Genomic DNA, 19,622 nt, shown 5'->3' with positions numbered 1-19,622 from the left:
CGACTTCAGACCGACAGCAGTTCTTTTTCCTTGTCGGCAACGACCTTGTCGACGTCCTTGATGTTGGTGTCGGTCAACTTCTGGATGTCGTCCTCACCGCGCTTCTTCTCGTCTTCGCTGATCGCCTTGTCCTTGACCAGCTTGGCGATTTCCTTGTTTGCGTCCTGACGGATGTTGCGGATCGCGATCTTGGCGCCTTCGCCTTCCTTCTGCACCTGCTTGGCCAGCTCCTTGCGGCGCTCTTCGGTCGGCGGCGGCATGTTGATGCGGATCGCGGTGCCCAGCGTGTTCGGGGTGAACTCGGCGTTGTAGAGACCCTTTTCGATCTCCTTGATCATGCTCTTGTCGAACGGCGTGACCAGCAGCGAGTGGGCGTCGGCGTTGGAGATCGATGCGACCTGGTTCAGCGGGGTGCTGGCGTTGCCATAGGCGCTGACCGTGACGCGGTCCAGCAGGGCCGGGGTGGCGCGGCCGGTGCGGATCGAGGTGAGGGTGTGCTTCAGAGCGTCGATGCTCTTGGCCATGCGCGTCTGCGCGTTGTTCTTGATGTCGTTGAGCATCGCCCGGTCCTGGGTGTAACTGGAATCGGGCGATTATAGGCGAATACGGGACGCTGCCGGGCCTGAATCGGCCCGGAGCTCGCCTGGCACTCAGGCTCAGGCCGGGTCGCGGCCCTGGACCAGGGTGCCGATGTTCTCGCCGCTGAGGATCTTCAGCAGCTCACCCGGCTGGCCCATGTCGAACACGCGCATCGGCAGGTCGCTGTCGCGGGCCAGTGCGAAGGCGGCGGTATCCATCACTTCCAGGCCACGGCGGATCACTTCGTCGTAGCTCAGGCTGTCGAAGCGGACCGCGTCGCTGTGCTTGTTCGGGTCCTTGTCGTACACGCCATCGACCTTGGTCGCCTTCAACAGCAGGTCGGCACCGATCTCGATCGCGCGCAGGGCGGCACCGGAGTCGGTGGTGAAGAACGGGCTGCCGACGCCGGCGGCGAAGATCACCAGACGGCCCTTTTCCAGGTGGCGGATGGCGCGGCGGCGGATGTAGTCCTCGCACACGTCGTTGATCTTGATCGCGCTCATCACGCGGGCCTTGGCGCCCAGCTTTTCCAGGGCGTCCTGCATGGCCAGGGCGTTGATGACCGTGGCCAGCATGCCCATCTGGTCGCCGGTGACCCGGTCCATGCCGCCAGCGGCCAGGCCGGCGCCGCGGAAGATGTTGCCGCCGCCGATCACCAGCGCCACTTCGGCGCCTGCCTGCTGGGCTTCGATGACCTCACGGGCCAGGCGGTTGATGATCTTCGGGTCGATGCCGTAGTCCTCATCTCCCATCAGCGCCTCCCCGGACAGTTTCAGAAGGATGCGGCGATAGGCGAGCTTGGACATAGGGACCTCGGGTGCGTGGAAATCGCGGGCGATTCTACGCGCATGCGGCGTCGGGCCAAAGTGTTTTGTGCACTGCGGCGCAAAATCCTGGCGTTCGCCCCGGTCATGCGGGGCTTCCGGTTCAGCCCAGCTCGGCGCTGGCGGTGGCCGAAAGCTCGTCGTGGCCCAGGGCGCCGGGGGAGCGGGCGATCACCCGGTTGCGGCCCAGGTTCTTCGAGCGGTACAGCACATCGTCGGCGGCACGCAGGAGGTCCTGTACGTCGGCAAAGCGTTCGTAGCCGCCCTGGGTGGCCACGCCGGCGGAGAAGGTGACGAACAGCGGCCCTCCCTCCAGCTCGGCCATCGGCGTGGCGACGATGTTGGCCAACACCCGGCGGATTACGTCCAGCGCCACCGATTCACTGGTGTTGGGCAGCAGTGCGACGAACTCCTCGCCGCCGAAGCGGGCCACGGTGTCGCTGTTGCGCAGCTGGCCCTGCAGCTTGCCGGCAAAGGCGCGCAGCACCTCGTCGCCGGTCAGGTGGCCGTGGGCATCGTTGATCTTCTTGAAGTCGTCCAGGTCGATGAAGGCCACCGACAGCGGCCAGCCCTGGCGCCCGGCGCGCAGGAACTCCTGCTCCAGCACCGCCTCCAGCTGGCGGCGGTTGAGCACGCCGGTCAGGGCGTCGCGGTGGGCCTGGTCGGCCAGGCGCTTGGCCCGCGCCTCGAATTCGTCGGCGCGGCGGCGCGCCTGGTCGGCATCCTGCAGCTCGCGCAGGTTGCGCAGGGTGGCCAGCTCCTGCGCGTGGTCGATCAGTTCGCGAACCCGCAATGGCGAGTTCAGGCCGGCCTCGAACAGGCTGGCGATGTCCGGCAGGGCCTCGCTGATGCGGGTCAGCACCTGGTCGAATCGGGCGCTGTCGAGTTCCAGCCGGTCATGCACCTGGTGCAGGGCGCGTTCGCGGGCGGCATCGGCGTCGTCGTCCAGCCAGATGTCGGCGACCGCGCCGGACAGCTGCACGCAGGCCTGGAACGGCGACTCGGCAGCGTCCTCGTCCTCGCTGTGGCTGATGCTTTCCACCAGATAGCGCGGCAGGCCCCACTGCTCGGCCACCCAGGCGCCGACGTCGGCATGGCTGCAGCCCAGTTCCTCGCGCTCGCGCGCGACCAGATCCGTGTTGTCACGGGCTTCGCGCAGCAGCGGCAGATAGCGCTCCGACTCGGCCTGGGCCAGGCACAGCACGCCCAGGTCCTGCAGCAGCCCGGCCAGCATCAGTTCCTCCAGCCGGCGCAGGCCGCGGGCCTGGCCCAGCTGGCTGGCGGCCAGGGCGCTGAGGATGCTGCGTTTCCACGCGCGCTGGCGCAGGTCGTGGTCGGCACCGGCACCGCCGGTCAGGCCCTGGGTGACGGTGAAGCCCAGGGCAAGGCTGATCGTGGCATTCAGGCCCAGCATGGTCAGCGCCTGGCCGAGGTTTTCGATGCGGCGACGGCTGGCGTAGAGCGGCGAATTGGCGATGCGCAGCATGCGAGCGCTCAGCGCCATGTCGATGGCGATGATGTCGGCGGCGGTGGCGATATCCGCTTCCGGGTCCTGGGCCAGTTCGATGATGCGCAGGGCAATACCGGGCGGCGAGGGCAGGTTGCGGCAGAGCGCCAGGGCGGCTGTCAGCTCGGGAGGCATGTCGGGTCGTTCAATTCCATTGGGACAAGAATACCTAGGAATGCATCACAGTCCGCGATTTTCGTTCCTGCTATGTGACTGCGGATTCCCTGCGCCGAGTATCGGCTTGATTCGCGCGCAACGCAAAGGTGCCGGTGCGCGCACCGACGGCGCGCACCCGCCGGTCGGGCATGGGTTCATCCCTTGGACCATGCATAAAAAAAGAGCCGCGGTTTCCCGCGGCTCCTTCTGGTCGCTTCACAGCCGGAAGGCTGGAATCAGACCTGCATCGCCTTGGCAACTTCAGCGGCGTAGTCTTCCACCACCTTCTCGATGCCTTCGCCGACGATCAGCAGCTTGAAGCCTGCCACGTCGGCGCCAGCGGCCTTGACCACCTGCTCGACGGTGGTGTCGCCCAGCACGTAGGTCTGGCCGTACAGGGTCACGTCGCTGACGATCTTGTTGATCTTGCCGCTGATGATCTTTTCCAGGATCTCGGCCGGCTTGGCCTTGTCCTTTTCGGACATCTTGGCCAGCTCGATTTCCTTTTCCTTCTCGACGAAGTCGGCCGGAACGTCCGCAGCCTTGTTGTGCGGCGGCTTCAGGGCAGCCACGTGCATGGCCAGGCCACGGGCCAGCTCGACGTCGCCGCCGACCAGGTCGACCAGCACGCCAACCTTGCCGTTGGTGTGGACGTAGGCGCCGACGGTGTTGTTGCCATCAACCTTCACCATGCGACGGATCTGGATGTTTTCACCCAGGGTCTGCACGGCGGTGGCGCGGGCTTCTTCAACGGTGCGGCCATCGGCCAGCTTGGCAGCCTTCACGGCTTCGACGTCGGTGGCGCCCGATGCCAGGGCGGCAGCGGCGACGGCATTGACGAAGGACTTGAAGTTGTCGTCGTTGGCGACGAAGTCGGTTTCCGAGTTGACTTCGACCAGCACGGCCTTGCCGCCATCCTGGGCCAGGCCCAGACGGCCTTCGGCGGCCACGCGGTCAGCCTTCTTGTCGGCCTTGGCAGCGCCGGACTTGCGCATGGCTTCAGCAGCAGCGTCGATGTCGCCGTTGGCTTCGGTGAGAGCCTTCTTGCATTCCATCATGCCGGCGCCGGTGCGCTCGCGCAGTTCCTTGACCAGGGAAGCAGTGATTTCCACGGGATTACCTCACGAAAGAAAGGGGTTGGGCCGGCATGGTGGCCGGCCCGTGTGACACGGTCCTGTCACGCGCCAAAGGCTGCGTGCAGGGAGGGTGGACGCCGGGCGTCCACCCCGGGGCCTGGATCAGGCCTGGGCGTCGTCGCCCTTCTTGGCAGCCTTCTTGGCCGGAGCGCGGCGGGCCGGCTTCTCGTCGCCTTCAGCAGCGGCTTCGGCGAACTCTTCCTCACGCACCGAAGCGGCGTGCGGCGCAGCGGCCTTGCCTTCCAGCACGGCGTCGGCAGCGGCGCGGGCGTACAGCTGCACAGCGCGGATGGCGTCGTCGTTGCCCGGGATGGCGTAGTCCACCAGTTCCGGGTTGTAGTTGGTGTCGACCACGGCGATGACCGGGATGCCCAGCTTCTTGGCTTCCTTGATCGCGATGTCTTCGTGGCCGATGTCGATCACGAAGATGGCGTCCGGCAGACGGTTCATGTCCTTGATGCCGCCCAGCGAGGCTTCCAGCTTGTCGCGCTCGCGACGCAGGCCCAGCACTTCGTGCTTGACCAGCTTCTCGAAGGTGCCGTCGGTTTCACCGGCTTCCAGTTCCTTCAGGCGGGCAACCGACTGCTTGACGGTACGGAAGTTGGTCAGGGTGCCGCCCAGCCAACGCTGGTTCATGAACGGCATGCCGCAACGCTCGGCTTCTTCCTTGATGGTTTCGCGGGCGCTGCGCTTGGTGCCCAGGAACAGGACGGTGCCGCGCTTCTGGGCAACCGACGAGATGAAGTTCATCGCATCGTTGAACAGCGGGACGGTCTTTTCCAGGTTGATGATGTGGATCTTGCCGCGGGCGCCGAAGATGTACGGAGCCATCTTCGGGTTCCAGTAGCGGGTCTGGTGGCCGAAGTGGACGCCGGCTTCCAGCATCTGACGCATGGTGACCTGGGGCATTGCAATACTCCTGATATGGAACCAGCGATTCCGCCCGCGGGGATAGGTATGCGGGACGCGTGGAAGCGCGATCGGTTCCGGGGTTGGGCTTCCCTGTTGCCTCCGTGGCCGAACTCCTTGCGGAGCACCCCGGCACGGATGGGGGCAGCAGGTGTGGATTCACCGGTGACGTCCGGTGTGGACGGGTTCCCGCGCACGCAGGCGGCAGGAATCCGGTCGATTATAGCCCGCTGGGAGCGCTGGCTGCAATTGCCGGGTCCGGTGTGGTCAGTTCGACCACGCGGCCGTCCTGCAGCCGGGCCTGGAAATGGCCGCCGGCGTAGCCATCGCCACGGGCGGGCAGGGCCCAGTGGCGTTCCCGCCCGGCCAGGACATAACCGGCCAGTCCTGGCAGCAGCACGGTGAGGCGGCCATCGTTGGCGACGAAGGTGAGCTCATGCAGGCGGGCGTGCAGGGTACCGGCATTTTCCAGTCGCAGCGAAGGATGCGACGGATGGGGCTCGATTCCGGCATGCAGTCGTGGCTGTGCCAGTGGTCCCGGATTCCCCCGGAACAGTGGCAGCGAGTAGCGCGCCAGGCCTGGTGCGCTGGGGGCGAGCACGACCCGGTAGGCCCGTTCGGCAGCAACGGGGGCGGGCTGGCGCGGCAGCAACCAGATGCGCTGGCGGGTGCCGGGCGCGATATCGAGCCGGGTGGGGCTGGCCAGGATCTGGTCGCTGGGCCGCAGCGTCTCCGCGTCGGCCTGCTGTTCCCAGACCAGGATCCGCACTTCGCCCTGCCAGTGGCCGGGGCCGGGGTTATGCAGCCACAGCTCGCTACGCCCCCCTGCGGCCGGCAGCTGCAGGGTGGTCGGCTGCAGGTCCAGCGCCGCCGCGGGCAGTGCCAGCAGCAGTGCCAGAACGCTCAGCAGGGTGCGCATCAGTAGATGACGGTCACGGCGGGTGCCGCGTCGTCGCTGTCGGTGGGCGGGGCGAGGTCGCGGATCTGCTGCGGAAGCCCGGGTGCGTCGCTGCGCTGGTGCGGAGTCGTGCATCGGGCGTTGCCGGCATCATTGCTGCAGCCCTCGACCACGATCAGCCGGATCTGCAGGGCACTGCTGCTGGGATCGGCCCACGCCGGCGTACTGGCGACCAGCATCGCCCCGATCAGAAATGCGCGAACCACCTGCCATCCACCGTGCTGTAGGACCCGTTGCGCGATATCGGCAGGATCGGCCGAATCTGTAGCGTCGACTGTCAGTCGACTGCTCCTGGGGCAGGGGTGATGGGCGCATCCACGCATGGCGTGGATCTACCGAACCTGGCCCCGGTGGGGGCCGACCGTTGGCCGGCACGTGGATCGAACCCTCCCTGGTGGGGGCCGACCGTTGGTCGGCACACGGGTCAGTAAGTGATTGTCACCTGCACCAGGTCGTTGTAGGTGCCGGCCGCGGGCTGGCCGGTCACCGGTGGTACCCGGCCGTAGATGGTCAGCTGCTGCGCACTGCCGGTGCCGGTTCCGCTGGCGGTATCAACGGTCAGCGTATTGCCCCAGCGCTGGGTCCGTGCCGAGTCCCGGTACAACTCGTAATTGAGGAAGTAGGTGCCGGTGCCGATGGTGGTGGCCATGCGCCGGGTGGTGGTGGCAGCGGGGTTGTTCTGGCCGTTGTTGAGGCCGACCTGGAAGGCGGTGTTCTTCAGGCAGGTCAGGGTCAGTGTGGCCGTCTGGTCGATGTTGGCCGGAATGCCGCCGGTGACATTGCCGAAGTTCATGTTGGTGGTGACGTAGCTGCCGCATTGCGGCAGCACGTTGGCGGTGGCGGTGAAGCTGAAGGCGGCGCTGGCGCTGTTGGTACCGGTGGCGCCGCCGTTGCAGGTGGCCGGCACGGTGGCGGTGCCGAGCAGGACTTCGTTCCAGGCCCAGGTCAATACCACGTTGGCACCATTGAACGAGCTGCTGTACGCGCCGGAAGCCAGCACCTGGTTGGCCGGGATCTGCGCGAACAATTGCGTGGTCTGCGCGCCGCTGCCGCCTGTCAGCAGCGGTACGTTGTAGGACATGGCCAGTTCCTGCGCCGGTGGCGTGCCGCGTGGAAGCAGGCCGGTGACCTGGCCGAAGCTGGCGTTGTTGTACAACTGGAAATTCATGGTGTCGCCACTGCCGGTGGCCATCGTCCGTGACGTCGTGGCACTACCGCCGCCACTGCCGGCACCGATGCCTACGCAGACGCGCACACCGGTAGTGGCCAGCAGGCTGAGCGCGGCGGTGGTGCAGGTGACCGTGATGTTCAACGTGGCTGTAGTGGGGCCGGGGGCATTGCTGTTGATGTTGCCGAACGGCAGGGTGGGGTTGGCGACGGCCGTACAGACCGCAGTGGCGCCCGCCGGTGCGCTCGCCAGCAGGCCGGCCAACAGCAACAGGCCGAGCAGCAGCACCTTCACGGCGCTACCTCCGGGATGCACTGCAGCGGTGCCGGCTTCGGCCGCGCGCCGGCTGCCACCACCTTGGGCAGATCGGGCACCTTCACCCGGCACTGTCCGCGGCTGGTGGTGATGTACAGCACGCTGCCGGCGGCGACGTCTTCCAGATACAGCAGGCCGTCATAGCCCACCGTCGTCTGGCGGCCATCGGGCAGTTGTACTTCGCTGCCCACTTCCAGCGGCTGTCCGTCCATCGCCAGCAGGGTCAGGCTCAGAGAGGGCCGCGAGCGCAGCTGGAAGGTCACGCGCGCACCTGCGCGCTGGCGCGGCGTCACCCAGTCCTCGATGCGGTCGGCACGCATGTCTTCGGGCAGGTCCAGGGTGTCGATCGAGACCCGGTTGCGCTGCCAGGACAGCAGCGGGCTGACCAGCAGCAGGCCACGATCATCGGTGACGCCGATCAGGCGGTTTTCCAGCCGCACCGGCACGCCGCCGACACCGTTGGTGCTGATCACCGCGAACGCGTCCGAGACCTCGCGGGTGGCGAACGCGTGCCCGCCCATCCAGACCAGGCTGCCACTGGCGCTGCCGTAGGCATAGTTGAGCCCGCCCTGGCGCGAGGCGCCGAACGAATAGCGGCCGATGCCATTGAGAATGCCGACCTCGGCCAGGCCACCATTGCCGTCCTCGCCATGGCGTACCTGTGCACGCCAGCCGACACCGCCAGCGCTGCCGTCACCGGGCACCGGCTGGGTCACGTCGGCCACCCAGCTCTGGCTGTCGCCGTTGCGCTGGCTGGACAGACTGGCCTGGCGGTTGTTGCCCAGGCTGGCGGTCACCGACAGATAGATGCTGCGGTCGTCGCTCTGGTCCAGGTTCTGGTTCACCGACAGGTAGGCTGACCAGCGCTGGCTCCAGGTGCGCGACCAGAACAGGCTGGCGTAGCGGTTGTCCTCGCCATCCGGGTAGCGCAGGCGCAGGTAGCTGGCGCTGAGCGTACCCAGCCGCAGCAGATCCATGCCGACCGTGGCCTGCTCGCTGATGCTGGGCGGCAGGTTGCCCTGCAATGCGCCCAGGTCGCGGTAGTCGCCGTGGCTGCGCACGCTGCGCAGGTTGAAGTTGAGGCGACGGTTGTTCCAGCTGTAACCCAGCGCCCACTGCCCGCCCTGCAGGCCGTGGTAATCGCTGTGCGCGTAGGCTGCGTTGAATACGCCGGCACCGCCGAGCAGCCACCAGCCGCCGATGCCGGCCTGGGTCAGGCCGCCGCCGCCTTCGGCATGGGCCTCGCCGGTGAACGAGTCGCTGATGCCGCCGCGCCAGCTGGCGTTGGCCACAGTGCGATCATCGTAGGCGAAGGAGCGCTGGCCGAAGTCCTCGCGCAGGCGGCCGACGCCGATCGACCAGTCCGACAGACCCTTGGCCAGCAGTTGCTGGGTACCGTAGAAACTGAAGTCCAGCGTCTGCATGCGGCCGAAGGCATCGGTGACCACCACCTGTGCGCTGCCGGTGCCACTGATGCCCGGCTGCGCGGCCAGCTGGAACGGGCCGACCGGCACCTGGCCGCTGTACTGGCGCAGGCCATCGACGTACAGCTCGACCGTGGACGGCACCACCGCCTGGCCGAGGAAGCTGGGCGTGGGGGTCAGGACGCGATAGGGCTGCAGCCCGTAGTTGCGGCCGATCTGCAGGCCGCCCAGGCGCACCGGGCGGGTCCAATCGACGAAGCCGCTGTAGAAGTCGCCGACCTCCAGGGTCATCGCCTGGTCGGGGAAATCCAGGCGCCAGCGCGTATCCAGACGTACGCTTTCGCCGCGCCAGCGACGGTCGCCGGGCTGCTGGTAGCGACGGCTGATCGCGGTGTTCTCGAAGGTGCCGTCGCCGATGCCGAACAGGCGCAGCTCCGAGCTCAGGCTGAGGTTGCCGAGCGTGTCCACCCGGCTGCCGTAGATGTCGTAGTTGAGCAGCACGCCGGGCGAGGCGCTGCCGGCGGGCGCACGCGTCTGCGGGCGGCTGAGCACGGTGGTCGGCAGGGTTAGCTGGTCCAGCGGCACGTCCAGCGCCAGGGTCTGCAGGTGGGCGTCATAGCGCACCACCGCGCCGCTGATCTGGTCCAGGTACACCGGTGCATCGCCACTGGCATTGAAGCCGAGCTGGCGCAGGACCTCGGGGCTGGCCTGCAGGCGGCCGCGGTTCTCGATGAAGGGAAGCAGCCCGCGCGGCGTGCTGTTGAGCGACACGTCCAGGTACAGCGTCTGGTTGGCGGTCAGCGGGGTGGGGGGCGGCAGGATCGCATCGGCGGAGATGCCTGATACGTCGGCGGCCCCGGTGGCCGTTGCGCCGGACACATCGGCGGCTTCGGTCGCCGCAGGAGCCAGGGCAGCAAGCAGCGCGCCCATCAACGCCTCAGCGAGCCGATGGGGGCGACAGCGGCGTCTGTTCCGACTCGCCATTGAGCTTGGCCGTGATCTGGTCGTTGTCGCGGTCGATCGCCATGCGCTCGATCGGCCAGCGCATCACCTGGCCGGGGAGGACATAGCCCAGCAAACCGGGGTGCACGATGCGCGGGCGCTTGACGCTGCCGAGTGCGAGATCGGCAATCTGTGCGTAGCTGTTGCCCGAATTGGCCACCTCGACGCCGTTGCGGCCATCGTCCAGCGTTACCAGGCGCGCCTGCAGCTGGGGGGCGAGCTTGCCGGACGCGGGTTGTACGAACACCGGGATCGAGTAGCGAAGGACGAACTGCATGCCCTCGGCACGGGTGGCCAGGTCCGGTACCTCGTCCACGATCAGGCGGTAATACTGCTGCGCCGAGGGGGGCTCCCGGGTCGGGCGCATCACCCGCACCAGCTGCTGCTGGCCGGCGGCCAGCTCCTGCATCGGCGGCGAGGCCATCAGTTCATCGGTGGGCAGCAGTTGCTCCTGGCCGCCCTGCTGCACCCAGCGGAAGACGCGTACCTGCAGCTTCACCGGGGAGGTGCCGCTGTTGGTCAGCCACAGCTCGCCGGCACGCTGGCGGGCTTCCAGCTGCAGGCTGGTGGGGGCGACCTGCAGACTGGTGGCACCTGCCGTAGAGGTCGCCAGCAGGCACAGGGCGAGCAGCGCCACGCCGGTGGCGCGCCACGGGCGGGGTCCGGCCATGCGGGCGTGCTCCATCAATAGGTGATCGTGGCGGTGACCGTATCCAGGTAGTTACCGGTGGCCGGGTTGTTGGTGCTCAGGTTGAGGATCTGGCCGTAGACGATGTAGGGCACGGCCAGGCCGGTGCCGATGCCGGCCTGGGTGTTGGTGCCGGAGGTGGAACCCCAGACCAGGGTGTGCGCGGCATCCTGGTACAGCTGGTAGCCTACGAAGTTGTTGGCGGTCACCGCGGCGTTGGTGTTCTTCATCCGGCGGGTGGTGACGTCATTGGCGGTGCTGGCGTTTGCACCCGCATTCAGTGAAATCGTGTACGGAGTCAGGGCCGAGCACTGTGCGGTCACTGTGCCCTGGCCCAGGGTGGGGGTAGCGGTGGTCGAGGCGGCGGTGCCGAAGTCGACGTTGGTGGCGGCCGCCGCGGTGATGGTGCAGGCCTTGGTGACCACCAGGGTGACGTTGAAAGTGGTGGTGTCGGCAGCCAGGGCCGGGCTGGACAGCAGGACCCCGGCCAGGGCCCAGGCAAGCGGGGAACGAAGCGCAGATCGCATGGACAACCTCCCTGACCCGAAGGTCCGTTGAACAAGGCGAAGGCGGCACGTTCGGCACCGCTTCGGCGACGGTAGCCTCAGCTTGTGCGGGTAAGTGTCTGTAATCCGTGATAAATCAGCGAAAGAAAGCGCGCAGGCCATCACGCTTTCACTTTCCTTGCCGGAACCGTGCATGGCCCGGATCGCCAGTTGGGTGGCGTTCGTTCAGATTGCGGCCGGATCGGCGATAATGGGCGCCATGAGCGTGAATCTGAAAACCCCGCAGGAAATCGAGATGATGCGAATCGCCGGCCGCCTGGCCAGCGAAGTGCTCGACATCGTCACCCCCCACGTCAAGCCCGGTGTCACCACCGAGGAACTGGACCGCATCTGCCACGACCACATCGTGAACGTGCAGGGCGCCATTCCGGCCAACGTCGGCTACCGCGGCTTCCCCAAGACCGTGTGCACCTCGGTCAACAACGTCATCTGCCATGGCATTCCCAGCGAAGGGAAGGTGCTCAAGGATGGCGACATCATCAACATCGACGTCACCGTCATCAAGGACGGTTGGCATGGCGACACCAGCCGCATGTACTTCGTCGGCACCCCGTCGGTGATGGCCCGCCGCCTGGTGGAAACCACCTACGAAGCGATGTGGCGCGGCATCCGCGCGGTGCGCCCGGGCGCCACCCTGGGCGACATCGGTCATGCCATCCAGAGCTATGCCGAAGGCGAGCGTTTCAGCGTGGTGCGCGAGTACTGCGGCCATGGCATCGGCAAGGTCTACCACGACGAGCCGCAGGTGGTGCATTACGGCCGCCCGGGCCAGGGCCTGGTGCTGCAGCCGGGCATGACCTTCACCATCGAGCCGATGATCAACGAGGGCACCCGTTACAACAAGGTGCTGCCGGATGGCTGGACCGTGGTGACCAAGGACCGCAAGCTGTCGGCACAGTGGGAGCACATGATCGCGGTCACCGAGACCGGCGTGGACGTGCTGACCCTGTCGCCGGGCGAATCGCAGGTCTCCTGACGATGCTGCCGGCGGGTTCACTGCTGGACGCGCCGGCCGATTCGCTCGACGATCCCGAATGGGCGTCTGCCGCACGGCAGGCGCTGCAGCAGGCCGATGCGCGCTTGTACCGCCGCTTCGACCAGGGCGACAACATCGAGCGCCTGCTGGCGCTGCGGGCGCGCGCTGCCGACCATCTGATCCGCCTGGCCTGGCAGCGTTGCCTGCCGGCCGATTGCGGGCTGTCGCTGTTCGCGGTGGGTGGCTATGGCCGCGGTGAACTGTTCCCGCGTTCGGACATCGACCTGCTGGTGTTCGGCGATCCGCCGGCACAGGTGGCCCATGAGGCAGCGCTGGCGCGCCTGTTCGCGCTGTTGTGGGACTGCGGGCTGGCGGTCAGCCATGCGGTGCGTTCTGCATCGCAGTGCCGCGAGGCGGCAGCGGACCAGACCGTGCTGACCGCGCTGATCGAGGCGCGCCCGATCCTGGCCGATGATGTGGCGCGCCGCGCGCTGCGCGAGGCCGTCGACGATCGTGAACTGTGGCCGGCGCGCACTTTCTTCCTGGCCAAGCTGGAAGAGCTGCGCAACCGACACCAGCGCTTCGGCGACACTGCCGACAACCTGGAGCCGGACCTGAAGGATGGCCCCGGTGGCCTGCGCGATCTCAACACGCTGGGCTGGATGGCACTGCGTGCGTTCGGCGTGCGTGACCTGGAGGCGCTGGTCGGGCTCGGCCATCTGGGCGCAGACGAAGCGGCAGCACTGAAGCGCGAGCGTGCGGTGCTGGCGCGGCTGCGCTTTGGCCTGCATCTGGTCGCGCGTCGCCCGGAAGAGCGCCTGCGTTTTGATTACCAGAAGACCCTGGCGGCACGCCTGGGCTTTGAAGACGATGCCGAGAACCTCGGTGTCGAGAAGATGATGCAGGGCTTCTACCGCGCCGCGCTGGTAGTGCGCCGGATCAGCGACCGCCTGTTGCAGCGCTTCGAGGAACAATTCGATGGCGAGGCCCAGCCGGAACCGCTGACCGTGGGCTTTTCCCTGCGCCGTGGCTACCTGGCCGCCAACGAGGCCGACTGGCCGCGCGGTGATATCGGTCAGGTGTTCGCGCTGTTTGCCAGCTGGGCCAACAATCCGCAGGTGCGCGGCCTGCATTCGCTGACCGCGCGCGCGCTGGCCGAAGCGCTGCCGCTGCTGCCGGCCTACGACCAAGCCGATGCCGATGCGCGCGAGCAGTTCCTGGCGCTGCTGCGCGGCCAGCGACCGGTCGATACGCTCTCGCGCATGGCGCGCTTGGGCGTGCTTGGCCAGTGGATTCCCGCTTTTGCCCAGGTCAGCGGGCGCATGCAGTTCGACCTGTTCCATGTCTACACCGTCGACCAGCACACGCTGATGGTCCTGCGCAACATCGGCCTGTTTGCCAGCAGCCGTGCCGACGAGCGCTTTTCGATCGCGCACGAAGTGTGGCCGCGCCTGCGCAAGCCGGAACTGCTGCTGCTGGCCGGCCTGTTCCATGACATCGCCAAGGGCCGTGGCGGCGACCATTCTGAGCTGGGTGCGGTGGACGCGCGCGCGTTCTGCCAGGCGCATGCGCTGAGCACCTCCGACACCGAACTGGTGGCGTGGCTGGTCGAACAGCACCTGCGCATGTCGGTGACCGCGCAGAAGCAGGACATCGCCGACCCGGTGGTGATCCATCGCTTCGCCACCCTGGTCGGCAGCCGCGACCGCCTCGACTATCTGTACCTGCTGACCTGCGCCGACATCGCAGGCACCAGCCCCAAGCTGTGGAATGCATGGAAGGACCGCCTGCTGGCCGACCTGTACTTCGCCACCCGGCGCGCGTTGCGCGAGGGGCTTGAGCATCCGGTGCCAGCTGCCGAGCGTGTGGCCGAGGCGCGCGACAGCGTGCGTGCGCTGGTGCGCGAACGGGGTTACGACGATGCCACCATCGACCGCCAGTTCGCGGTGATGCCTGATGAGGGCTTCATCCGTCTGCGCCCGGAGCAGCTGGCCTGGCAGGCCGCCGCGCTGGTGCCGGTGAAGCAGGGCCAGGCGCTGGTGAAGGTACGCCGGATCAGTGTCGACGACCCCGCGCTGGAAGTATTCGTGCATTCGCCGGACCGCGACGGCCTGTTCGCCGCGATCGTGATGACGCTGGACCGCAAGGGCTACGGCATTCACCGCGCCCGCGTGCTGGACGGCCCGGCCGATACCATCTTCGATACCTTCGAAGTGAACCCGGCCGATACCTTCGCCGATGGCAGCAGTGCCAACCTTGAGGCGGCGCTGCGTGAGGCGCTCAGCGGTGACCTGTCGCGCCTGCGGCCGTCACGCCGGGTGGTGCCACGACAGCTGCGGCACTTCCGCTTCGCCCCGCGCATCGAGTTCCGCGATGAGCCCGGCGCGACCCGTTTTGCCCTGGTCGCGCCCGACCGCCCCGGCCTGCTGGCCGACGTGGCGTTCGTGCTGCGCAACCAGGGCCTGCGCGTGCATGATGCGCGCATTGCCACGTTCGGCGAACGCGCCGAAGACACCTTCGTGATCAGTGACGAACACGACCTCCCCCTGACTGAACCTGCCCGGCAGCAGCTGCATGACGCGATGCTGGCCTGCCTGGACCCTGATCGAAACGCCGGAGACCCCGCCTGATGGCCACCAAGCCTGTTAAGAAGACTGCTGCCACCGCCAAGAGCGCAGCGGCCAAGAAAGCTCCACAACAGCCGAAGGCTGGTCAAACTGCCGCCGTGCCGGCCGCGAAGAAGGCTGCCGCGCCGAAGAAAGCCGCAGCGGTGAAGGCCCCGGCGAAGAAGGTGGCGGCACCGAAGAAGGCCCCGGCCAAGAGTGCCGAAGCCGCACGCGCCGAAACCATCGCCCGCAAGTCGCTGCGCAAGCCGGCCGCGCCGGGCGTGGAAGAACTGAAGTTCGGTATCGAAAGTGCCTTCGAACGTCGCGCCACGTTGACCCTGCACGAGCTGGAAGGCTCGACCAAGCCGCTGGTCAACCGGGTGATCGATGGCCTGGAAAGCGGCGAGTTCCGCGTTGCCGAACCGGACGGCCACGGTGGCTGGAAGGTCAACGAGTGGCTGAAGAAGGCGGTGCTGCTGTACTTCCGCGTCAACGACATGGCCGTGGTCGATGCGCGCCCGGCGCCGTTCTGGGACAAGGTCGAATCGCGCTTCGCCGGCTATGACGAAGCGAAGTTCCGCCGTGGCGGCGTGCGCGTGGTGCCGGGCGCGATCGCCCGCCGCGGCACCTACTTCGGCAAGGACGTGGTGCTGATGCCGAGCTTCACCAACATCGGCGCCTACGTCGGCGAAGGCACCATGGTCGATACCTGGGCCACCGTCGGTTCCTGTGCGCAGATCGGCCAGCACTGCCACCTGTCCGGCGGCGCCGGCATCGGCGGCGTGCTGGAGCCGCTGCAGGCCAGCCCGACCATCATCGAGGACCATTGCTTCATTGGTGCGCGTTCGGAAGTGGTGGAAGGCGTGGTCGTCGGTCACCACAGCGTGATCGGCATGGGCGTGTTCCTCAGCCAGAGCACCCGCATCTACAACCGTGCCACCGGCGAAATCACCTACGGCTACATCCCGCCGTACAGCGTGGTGGTGTCCGGCTCGCTGCCGAGCAAGGACGGTACCCATTCGCTGTACTGCGCGGTGATCGTCAAGCAGGTTGATGCCAAGACCCGCAGCAAGACCAGCGTCAACGACCTGCTGCGCGGCCTGGCCGACTGAAGGTGACTGCGCCGGAAGATCTGGCGCAGTCCGCGATCTACCAGCATCCGTCCGACACCCTGTTCGGGCGGATGCTGCCGCGCCTGCTGCACGCCCCGCGCTGGACCCGGCTGCGCCGCGCACTGTCGCGGCGCTGGCCGATGCCGGCGCTGGTCAGTGATGTGCGCGACGTGGTCTACGTGAGCTGGTGGGTCGACGTGCGCCGCGCACCATCACCACCGCCGGGCCATCATTACGTGGTCCATGCCGGGCGTACGCCCTACACCATCCTCAGCTACCGTCACGGCCACTTCGGGCCGGCACTGGCCGGGCCGCTGCGTTCGCTGCTGCCGTCCCCAAGGCAGAGCAACTGGCGCTGGTACCTGCGCCGTGACGACGATCCGGGCGGGACACCGGTGGTGTTGTTCGACCGCAACGTGATGGACCAGCTGGCCTTCGTGGCGGGCGCGCGCGCCTTCAGCGATGCCATGCAGCCGCATCTGTCCACACGCTTCGAGCATGTGGTGGGCGCCGATGGCGGTGGGCACACCCTGATCGAAGGCGGGCAGGGCAGTGCGCCTGGGCTGCACCTGCAGTGGCGGGCCGCTGCCGGCTGGGAGAATACGGCGTGGACGGCGGCCTTCGGTGGCCATCAGGCCCTGCTGCGCTTCCTGACCTGCCAGGACGAGGCCATTGCCCGTACCTGCGACGGACTTTGGGCCAGCACCCGCATCGCGTTGCCGGTGGAGATCGACCGCCTGCAGCCGCTGCAGCTGGAAGACGAACTGCAGTGCCCGCGCCTGCAGGCGATGGGCGTGGCGTTGCACGAGGGGCTGGCCTTCCGGCTGCCGCGGGTGCCGTTCCGGGTCGTGTCCGAGCGCCTGTTGTGAGATTCTGGCCCTCTGTTTTCCAGCATCACAGATGGCCATGAGCACCACTGTCTACGGTTTGAAGAACTGCGATACCTGCAAGAAGGCGACCAAGTGGCTGGACCGCTTCGGCGTGCCGTACACCTTCGTCGACTACCGCGACAACAAACCCAGCCCGGAAACACTGCTGGCGTGGGCTGCGCAGCTGGGTGGCCTGGCTGCGATGGTCAACAAGTCGTCCACCACCTGGCGGCAGCTGCCGGACAACCGCAAGGCCGCTGATTCGGATGCCGAATGGAAGCTGCTGCTGCGCGAGTACCCGCAGCTGATCAAGCGTCCGCTGGTGGTCACTGCCGACGGCACGGTCAGTCAGGGTTTCAGTGACAACGGCTTCAAGGCCCGCTTCGGTGTGGGTGACGCATGAGCGCGGTCCTCGACCTGACCTGCGAACTGATCGCACGACGCTCGGTGACGCCGGATGATGCTGGCTGCCAGGCACTGCTGGCGGCACGCCTGAAGCAGGCCGGGTTCCAGTGCGATCACCTTCGCCTGGGCGACGTCGACAACCTGTGGGCGACCCACGGGCATGGCGCGCCGGTACTGGTACTGCTGGGCCATACCGACGTGGTGCCGACGGGTCCGCGCGAGGCCTGGACCAGCGACCCGTTCACGCCGCAGATCCGCGATGGCGTGCTGTATGGCCGTGGCGCCGCCGACATGAAGGGCAGCGTGGCGGCGTTCGTGGTCGCCGCCGAGCAGTTCGTCGCCGCGCATCCTGATCACCCCGGTACGCTGGCGGTGCTGCTGACCAGCGACGAGGAAGGCGACGCCATGGATGGCGTGCGCCACGTCGCGCGCCTGTTCGCCGAGCGCGGCCAGCGCATCGACTGGTGCATCACCGGCGAACCGTCGTCGACCGCGACGCTGGGCGACCTGCTGCGCGTGGGGCGTCGTGGCAGCCTGTCGGCCAAGCTGCGGGTGCAGGGCGTGCAGGGCCATGTGGCGTATCCGGAGAAGGCACGCAACCCGATCCACCAGGCGGCGCCGGCCCTGGCCGAGCTGAGTGCACGGCGCTGGGACGAGGGCTACGAGAGTTTCCCGCCGACCAGCCTGCAGATCTCCAACATCCATGCCGGCACGGGCGCCAACAACGTGATTCCCGGTGAGCTGGAGGTGGATTTCAACATCCGCTACAACCCGCACTGGGACGCGCCGAAGCTGGAGGCGGAGATCGTCGCACTGCTCGACCAGCATGGCCTGCAGTACACGCTGAAGTGGCATCGCAGCGGCGAGCCGTTCTACACCCCGGAAGGCACGCTGCGCGCCACCGCGCGTGCGGTGCTGGCCGAACACATCGGTCGTGTGCCGGAGGAAAGCACCGGCGGTGGCACCTCCGACGCGCGCTTCATCGCACCGCTGGGTGCGCAGTGCATCGAAGTGGGGCCGGTCAACGCCAGCATCCACCAGGTGGATGAGAACGTGTGCGTGGACGAGCTGGACGCGTTGCCGGGGCTGTACCAGCGGCTGGTGGAGCGGCTGCTGGCGTGAGCCTGCGACGGTGGGTGCCGACCGTTGGTCGGCACGCCTTTCGCCGGCACTGCTTTCCTGTAGAGCCGAGATCCTATGTTCGCGGTCAAGCCTGCTGGAAGCAGGTTTGACCCACCTTCAGCATGGCGGGATCGAAATCCTTGCCGCTCTTGAAGACGCCCCAGGCGATCTTGGCCAGCTTTCTGGCCTTGGCCAGCTTTCTGGCCAGGATGTTGAAGCTGGCGGTGCTGCTGTGTCCGCGCTCGCGGATGGCGAGGTAGAGAGGCTTGCCGCCTTTGGATCGGGTCAGGCCCATGGCGGCCATGTAGAGGATCTGGCGCAGGCTGGCATTGCCTCGTTTGGACAATCGGCGTCGGCCGATCCGTGCACCGGACTCGTTGGGTCGCGGATCCAGACCGGTGCAGGCGATCCAAGCGTCGGAGTTGGCCAGCGGCCAGCGGGTGATGTGATGGGTGACGAAGGCAGCCACCGTCGGCCCGATCCCGGGGATGGTCATGATCCGCCGGTACAGGTCGCGCTGTTGGCCGCTGCGACACAGCTGCTGAATCTGCTGGTCCAGCATGGCAATGGCCTCTTTCAGGCTACTGAAAATGCGCCCAAAGAGGGCGGACTCCGATGCCCCCGCGCCCAGAGAGAGATTCAACTTCGCCTTGCTCCGGACCAGACTGTCACGTTGCTGGAGCAGCACGTGCAGCCGCTCCTGCTCGGGCGAGCGAGCGACATGCTCGTGCAGATTGTCGGCCTCTTTGGCGATGTAGCGCGCAATGACCTGGGCATCGCCGGAGTCGGTCTTGCCGCGGCAGGCCACGCCCTTGGCGTAGTGCTTGATATCGCGAGGATTGAGCACGAAGACGGCGTGATCGGCCTTCTGGGCAGCGTGAACCACAAGCTCGTGGTAGCGGTTGGTTGCCTCAACGCCAATACGGGACTTCGCGGGCAGGCTGGACAGCCATTTGTTGATGGCCGAGGCTGAATTGGCGATTCGGATGCTGCCCTTGGTGCCGTGGCACGCCACCACCAGGGTCCTTGAATCGGTATCGATACCGACAGCGTGACGATCTGACATCTGCGCAACTCCCAGCTATTGTTGAAGGGCTGGGGTGGTACCGCACCACGTTGGCTTGCCTACATCGGCGGTCCTCAAAGGCCGCTAGATCCTTTATCGACGTTAAGGTGCGGGATGGGGATCGCTCGGCTCGTCTGTCGGCTGCTACCCGCAGATATCATGTTGACGGTCCCTCCACCCTGGCTCCTACATACCTCGTAGGAGCCGGAAGGAACATACAAGCCATGCTCGGCT

18 protein-coding genes are annotated in these 19,622 nt (G+C 67.1%); 6 read left to right on the top strand and 12 right to left on the bottom strand.

Translation table 11 applies throughout. The features are described from left to right. Positions 1-5 precede the first annotated feature (5 nt). From frr to ACJ7C5_RS03265, 11 genes are all read right to left on the bottom strand, one after another. The gene (gene frr / locus ACJ7C5_RS03315; protein WP_032127942.1) at positions 6-560 is read right to left on the bottom strand and encodes a ribosome recycling factor; all 555 of its coding nucleotides are present in this window, start codon (positions 558-560) and stop codon (positions 6-8) included. Positions 561-656: 96 nt separating this feature from the next. After that, the gene (gene pyrH, locus ACJ7C5_RS03310) at positions 657-1,385 is read right to left on the bottom strand and encodes a UMP kinase (protein WP_010486325.1); all 729 of its coding nucleotides are present in this window, start codon (positions 1,383-1,385) and stop codon (positions 657-659) included. 121 nt (positions 1,386-1,506) lie between these two features. Continuing rightward, positions 1,507-3,045 carry a GGDEF domain-containing protein gene (locus ACJ7C5_RS03305; RefSeq protein WP_049445325.1) on the bottom strand — a complete coding sequence of 513 codons (1,539 nt, stop codon included), beginning with the start codon at positions 3,043-3,045 and terminating at the stop codon, positions 1,507-1,509. A 257-nt stretch (positions 3,046-3,302) separates the two neighbouring features. Continuing rightward, positions 3,303-4,178: a translation elongation factor Ts gene (tsf, locus tag ACJ7C5_RS03300; protein ID WP_094000189.1), complete on the bottom strand. Its 876-nt coding sequence runs from the start codon at positions 4,176-4,178 to the stop codon at positions 3,303-3,305. Between the two features lie 126 nt (positions 4,179-4,304). Then, positions 4,305-5,111 carry a 30S ribosomal protein S2 gene (gene rpsB, locus ACJ7C5_RS03295; protein WP_088025413.1) on the bottom strand — a complete coding sequence of 269 codons (807 nt, stop codon included), beginning with the start codon at positions 5,109-5,111 and terminating at the stop codon, positions 4,305-4,307. Between the two features lie 220 nt (positions 5,112-5,331). Then, entirely contained in the window at positions 5,332-6,030 is a 699-nt protein-coding gene (locus ACJ7C5_RS03290; RefSeq protein ID WP_412703044.1) for a fimbrial biogenesis chaperone, read from the bottom strand. Next, positions 6,030-6,275, bottom strand: a complete 246-nt coding sequence (locus ACJ7C5_RS03285; RefSeq protein ID WP_412703043.1) for a hypothetical protein — start codon at positions 6,273-6,275, stop codon at positions 6,030-6,032. The genes ACJ7C5_RS03290 and ACJ7C5_RS03285 overlap by 1 nt, the downstream gene beginning before the upstream one ends. 218 nt (positions 6,276-6,493) lie before the next feature. Next, entirely contained in the window at positions 6,494-7,531 is a 1,038-nt protein-coding gene (locus ACJ7C5_RS03280) for a Csu type fimbrial protein (protein ID WP_412703042.1), read from the bottom strand. Continuing rightward, positions 7,528-9,906, bottom strand: a complete 2,379-nt coding sequence (locus tag ACJ7C5_RS03275; protein WP_412703041.1) for a fimbria/pilus outer membrane usher protein — start codon at positions 9,904-9,906, stop codon at positions 7,528-7,530. Before ACJ7C5_RS03275 ends, ACJ7C5_RS03280 begins: the two co-directional genes overlap by 4 nt. 7 nt (positions 9,907-9,913) lie before the next feature. Beyond that, positions 9,914-10,648: a fimbrial biogenesis chaperone gene (locus tag ACJ7C5_RS03270; RefSeq protein ID WP_412703040.1), complete on the bottom strand. Its 735-nt coding sequence runs from the start codon at positions 10,646-10,648 to the stop codon at positions 9,914-9,916. Positions 10,649-10,662: 14 nt separating this feature from the next. After that, positions 10,663-11,193: a Csu type fimbrial protein gene (locus ACJ7C5_RS03265; RefSeq protein WP_088025424.1), complete on the bottom strand. Its 531-nt coding sequence runs from the start codon at positions 11,191-11,193 to the stop codon at positions 10,663-10,665. Between the two features lie 172 nt (positions 11,194-11,365). Between ACJ7C5_RS03265 and map the strand changes: the two genes are divergently transcribed. From map to dapE, 6 genes are read left to right on the top strand one after another with little or no spacing between them, the layout of a single operon-like run. Next, positions 11,366-12,208: a type I methionyl aminopeptidase gene (gene map / locus ACJ7C5_RS03260; protein WP_014036515.1), complete on the top strand. Its 843-nt coding sequence runs from the start codon at positions 11,366-11,368 to the stop codon at positions 12,206-12,208. A 2-nt stretch (positions 12,209-12,210) separates the two neighbouring features. Further along, positions 12,211-14,838 (top strand): [protein-PII] uridylyltransferase, encoded by a 2,628-nt coding sequence (locus ACJ7C5_RS03255; protein WP_088025426.1) that lies wholly within the window; start codon positions 12,211-12,213, stop codon positions 14,836-14,838. Then, positions 14,838-15,926, top strand: a complete 1,089-nt coding sequence (gene dapD, locus ACJ7C5_RS03250; RefSeq protein WP_088025427.1) for a 2,3,4,5-tetrahydropyridine-2,6-dicarboxylate N-succinyltransferase — start codon at positions 14,838-14,840, stop codon at positions 15,924-15,926. The genes ACJ7C5_RS03255 and dapD overlap by 1 nt, the downstream gene beginning before the upstream one ends. A gap of 2 nt (positions 15,927-15,928) precedes the next feature. After that, positions 15,929-16,795 carry a hypothetical protein gene (locus ACJ7C5_RS03245; RefSeq protein WP_412703039.1) on the top strand — a complete coding sequence of 289 codons (867 nt, stop codon included), beginning with the start codon at positions 15,929-15,931 and terminating at the stop codon, positions 16,793-16,795. Positions 16,796-16,832: 37 nt separating this feature from the next. Beyond that, on the top strand, positions 16,833-17,198 hold the full coding sequence (locus ACJ7C5_RS03240; RefSeq protein ID WP_094000313.1) for an arsenate reductase: 366 nt from the start codon (positions 16,833-16,835) through the stop codon (positions 17,196-17,198). Further along, entirely contained in the window at positions 17,195-18,322 is a 1,128-nt protein-coding gene (dapE, locus tag ACJ7C5_RS03235; protein WP_412703038.1) for a succinyl-diaminopimelate desuccinylase, read from the top strand. Before ACJ7C5_RS03240 ends, dapE begins: the two co-directional genes overlap by 4 nt. Positions 18,323-18,407: 85 nt before the next feature. Here dapE and ACJ7C5_RS03230 read toward each other — a convergent pair whose 3' ends face one another. Then, positions 18,408-19,388, bottom strand: coding sequence for an IS110 family transposase (locus ACJ7C5_RS03230; RefSeq protein WP_412703037.1), 981 nt, complete (start codon positions 19,386-19,388; stop codon positions 18,408-18,410). Positions 19,389-19,622 lie beyond the last annotated feature (234 nt).

Origin of the sequence: Nocardiopsis yanglingensis (assembly GCF_045809185.1) — a bacterium.
Classification (GTDB): Bacteria; Pseudomonadota; Gammaproteobacteria; order Xanthomonadales; family Xanthomonadaceae; genus Stenotrophomonas; species Stenotrophomonas yanglingensis.
Note: the sequence above shows the minus strand (reverse complement) of the source record. Positions and strands in the feature narration are given on the sequence as shown.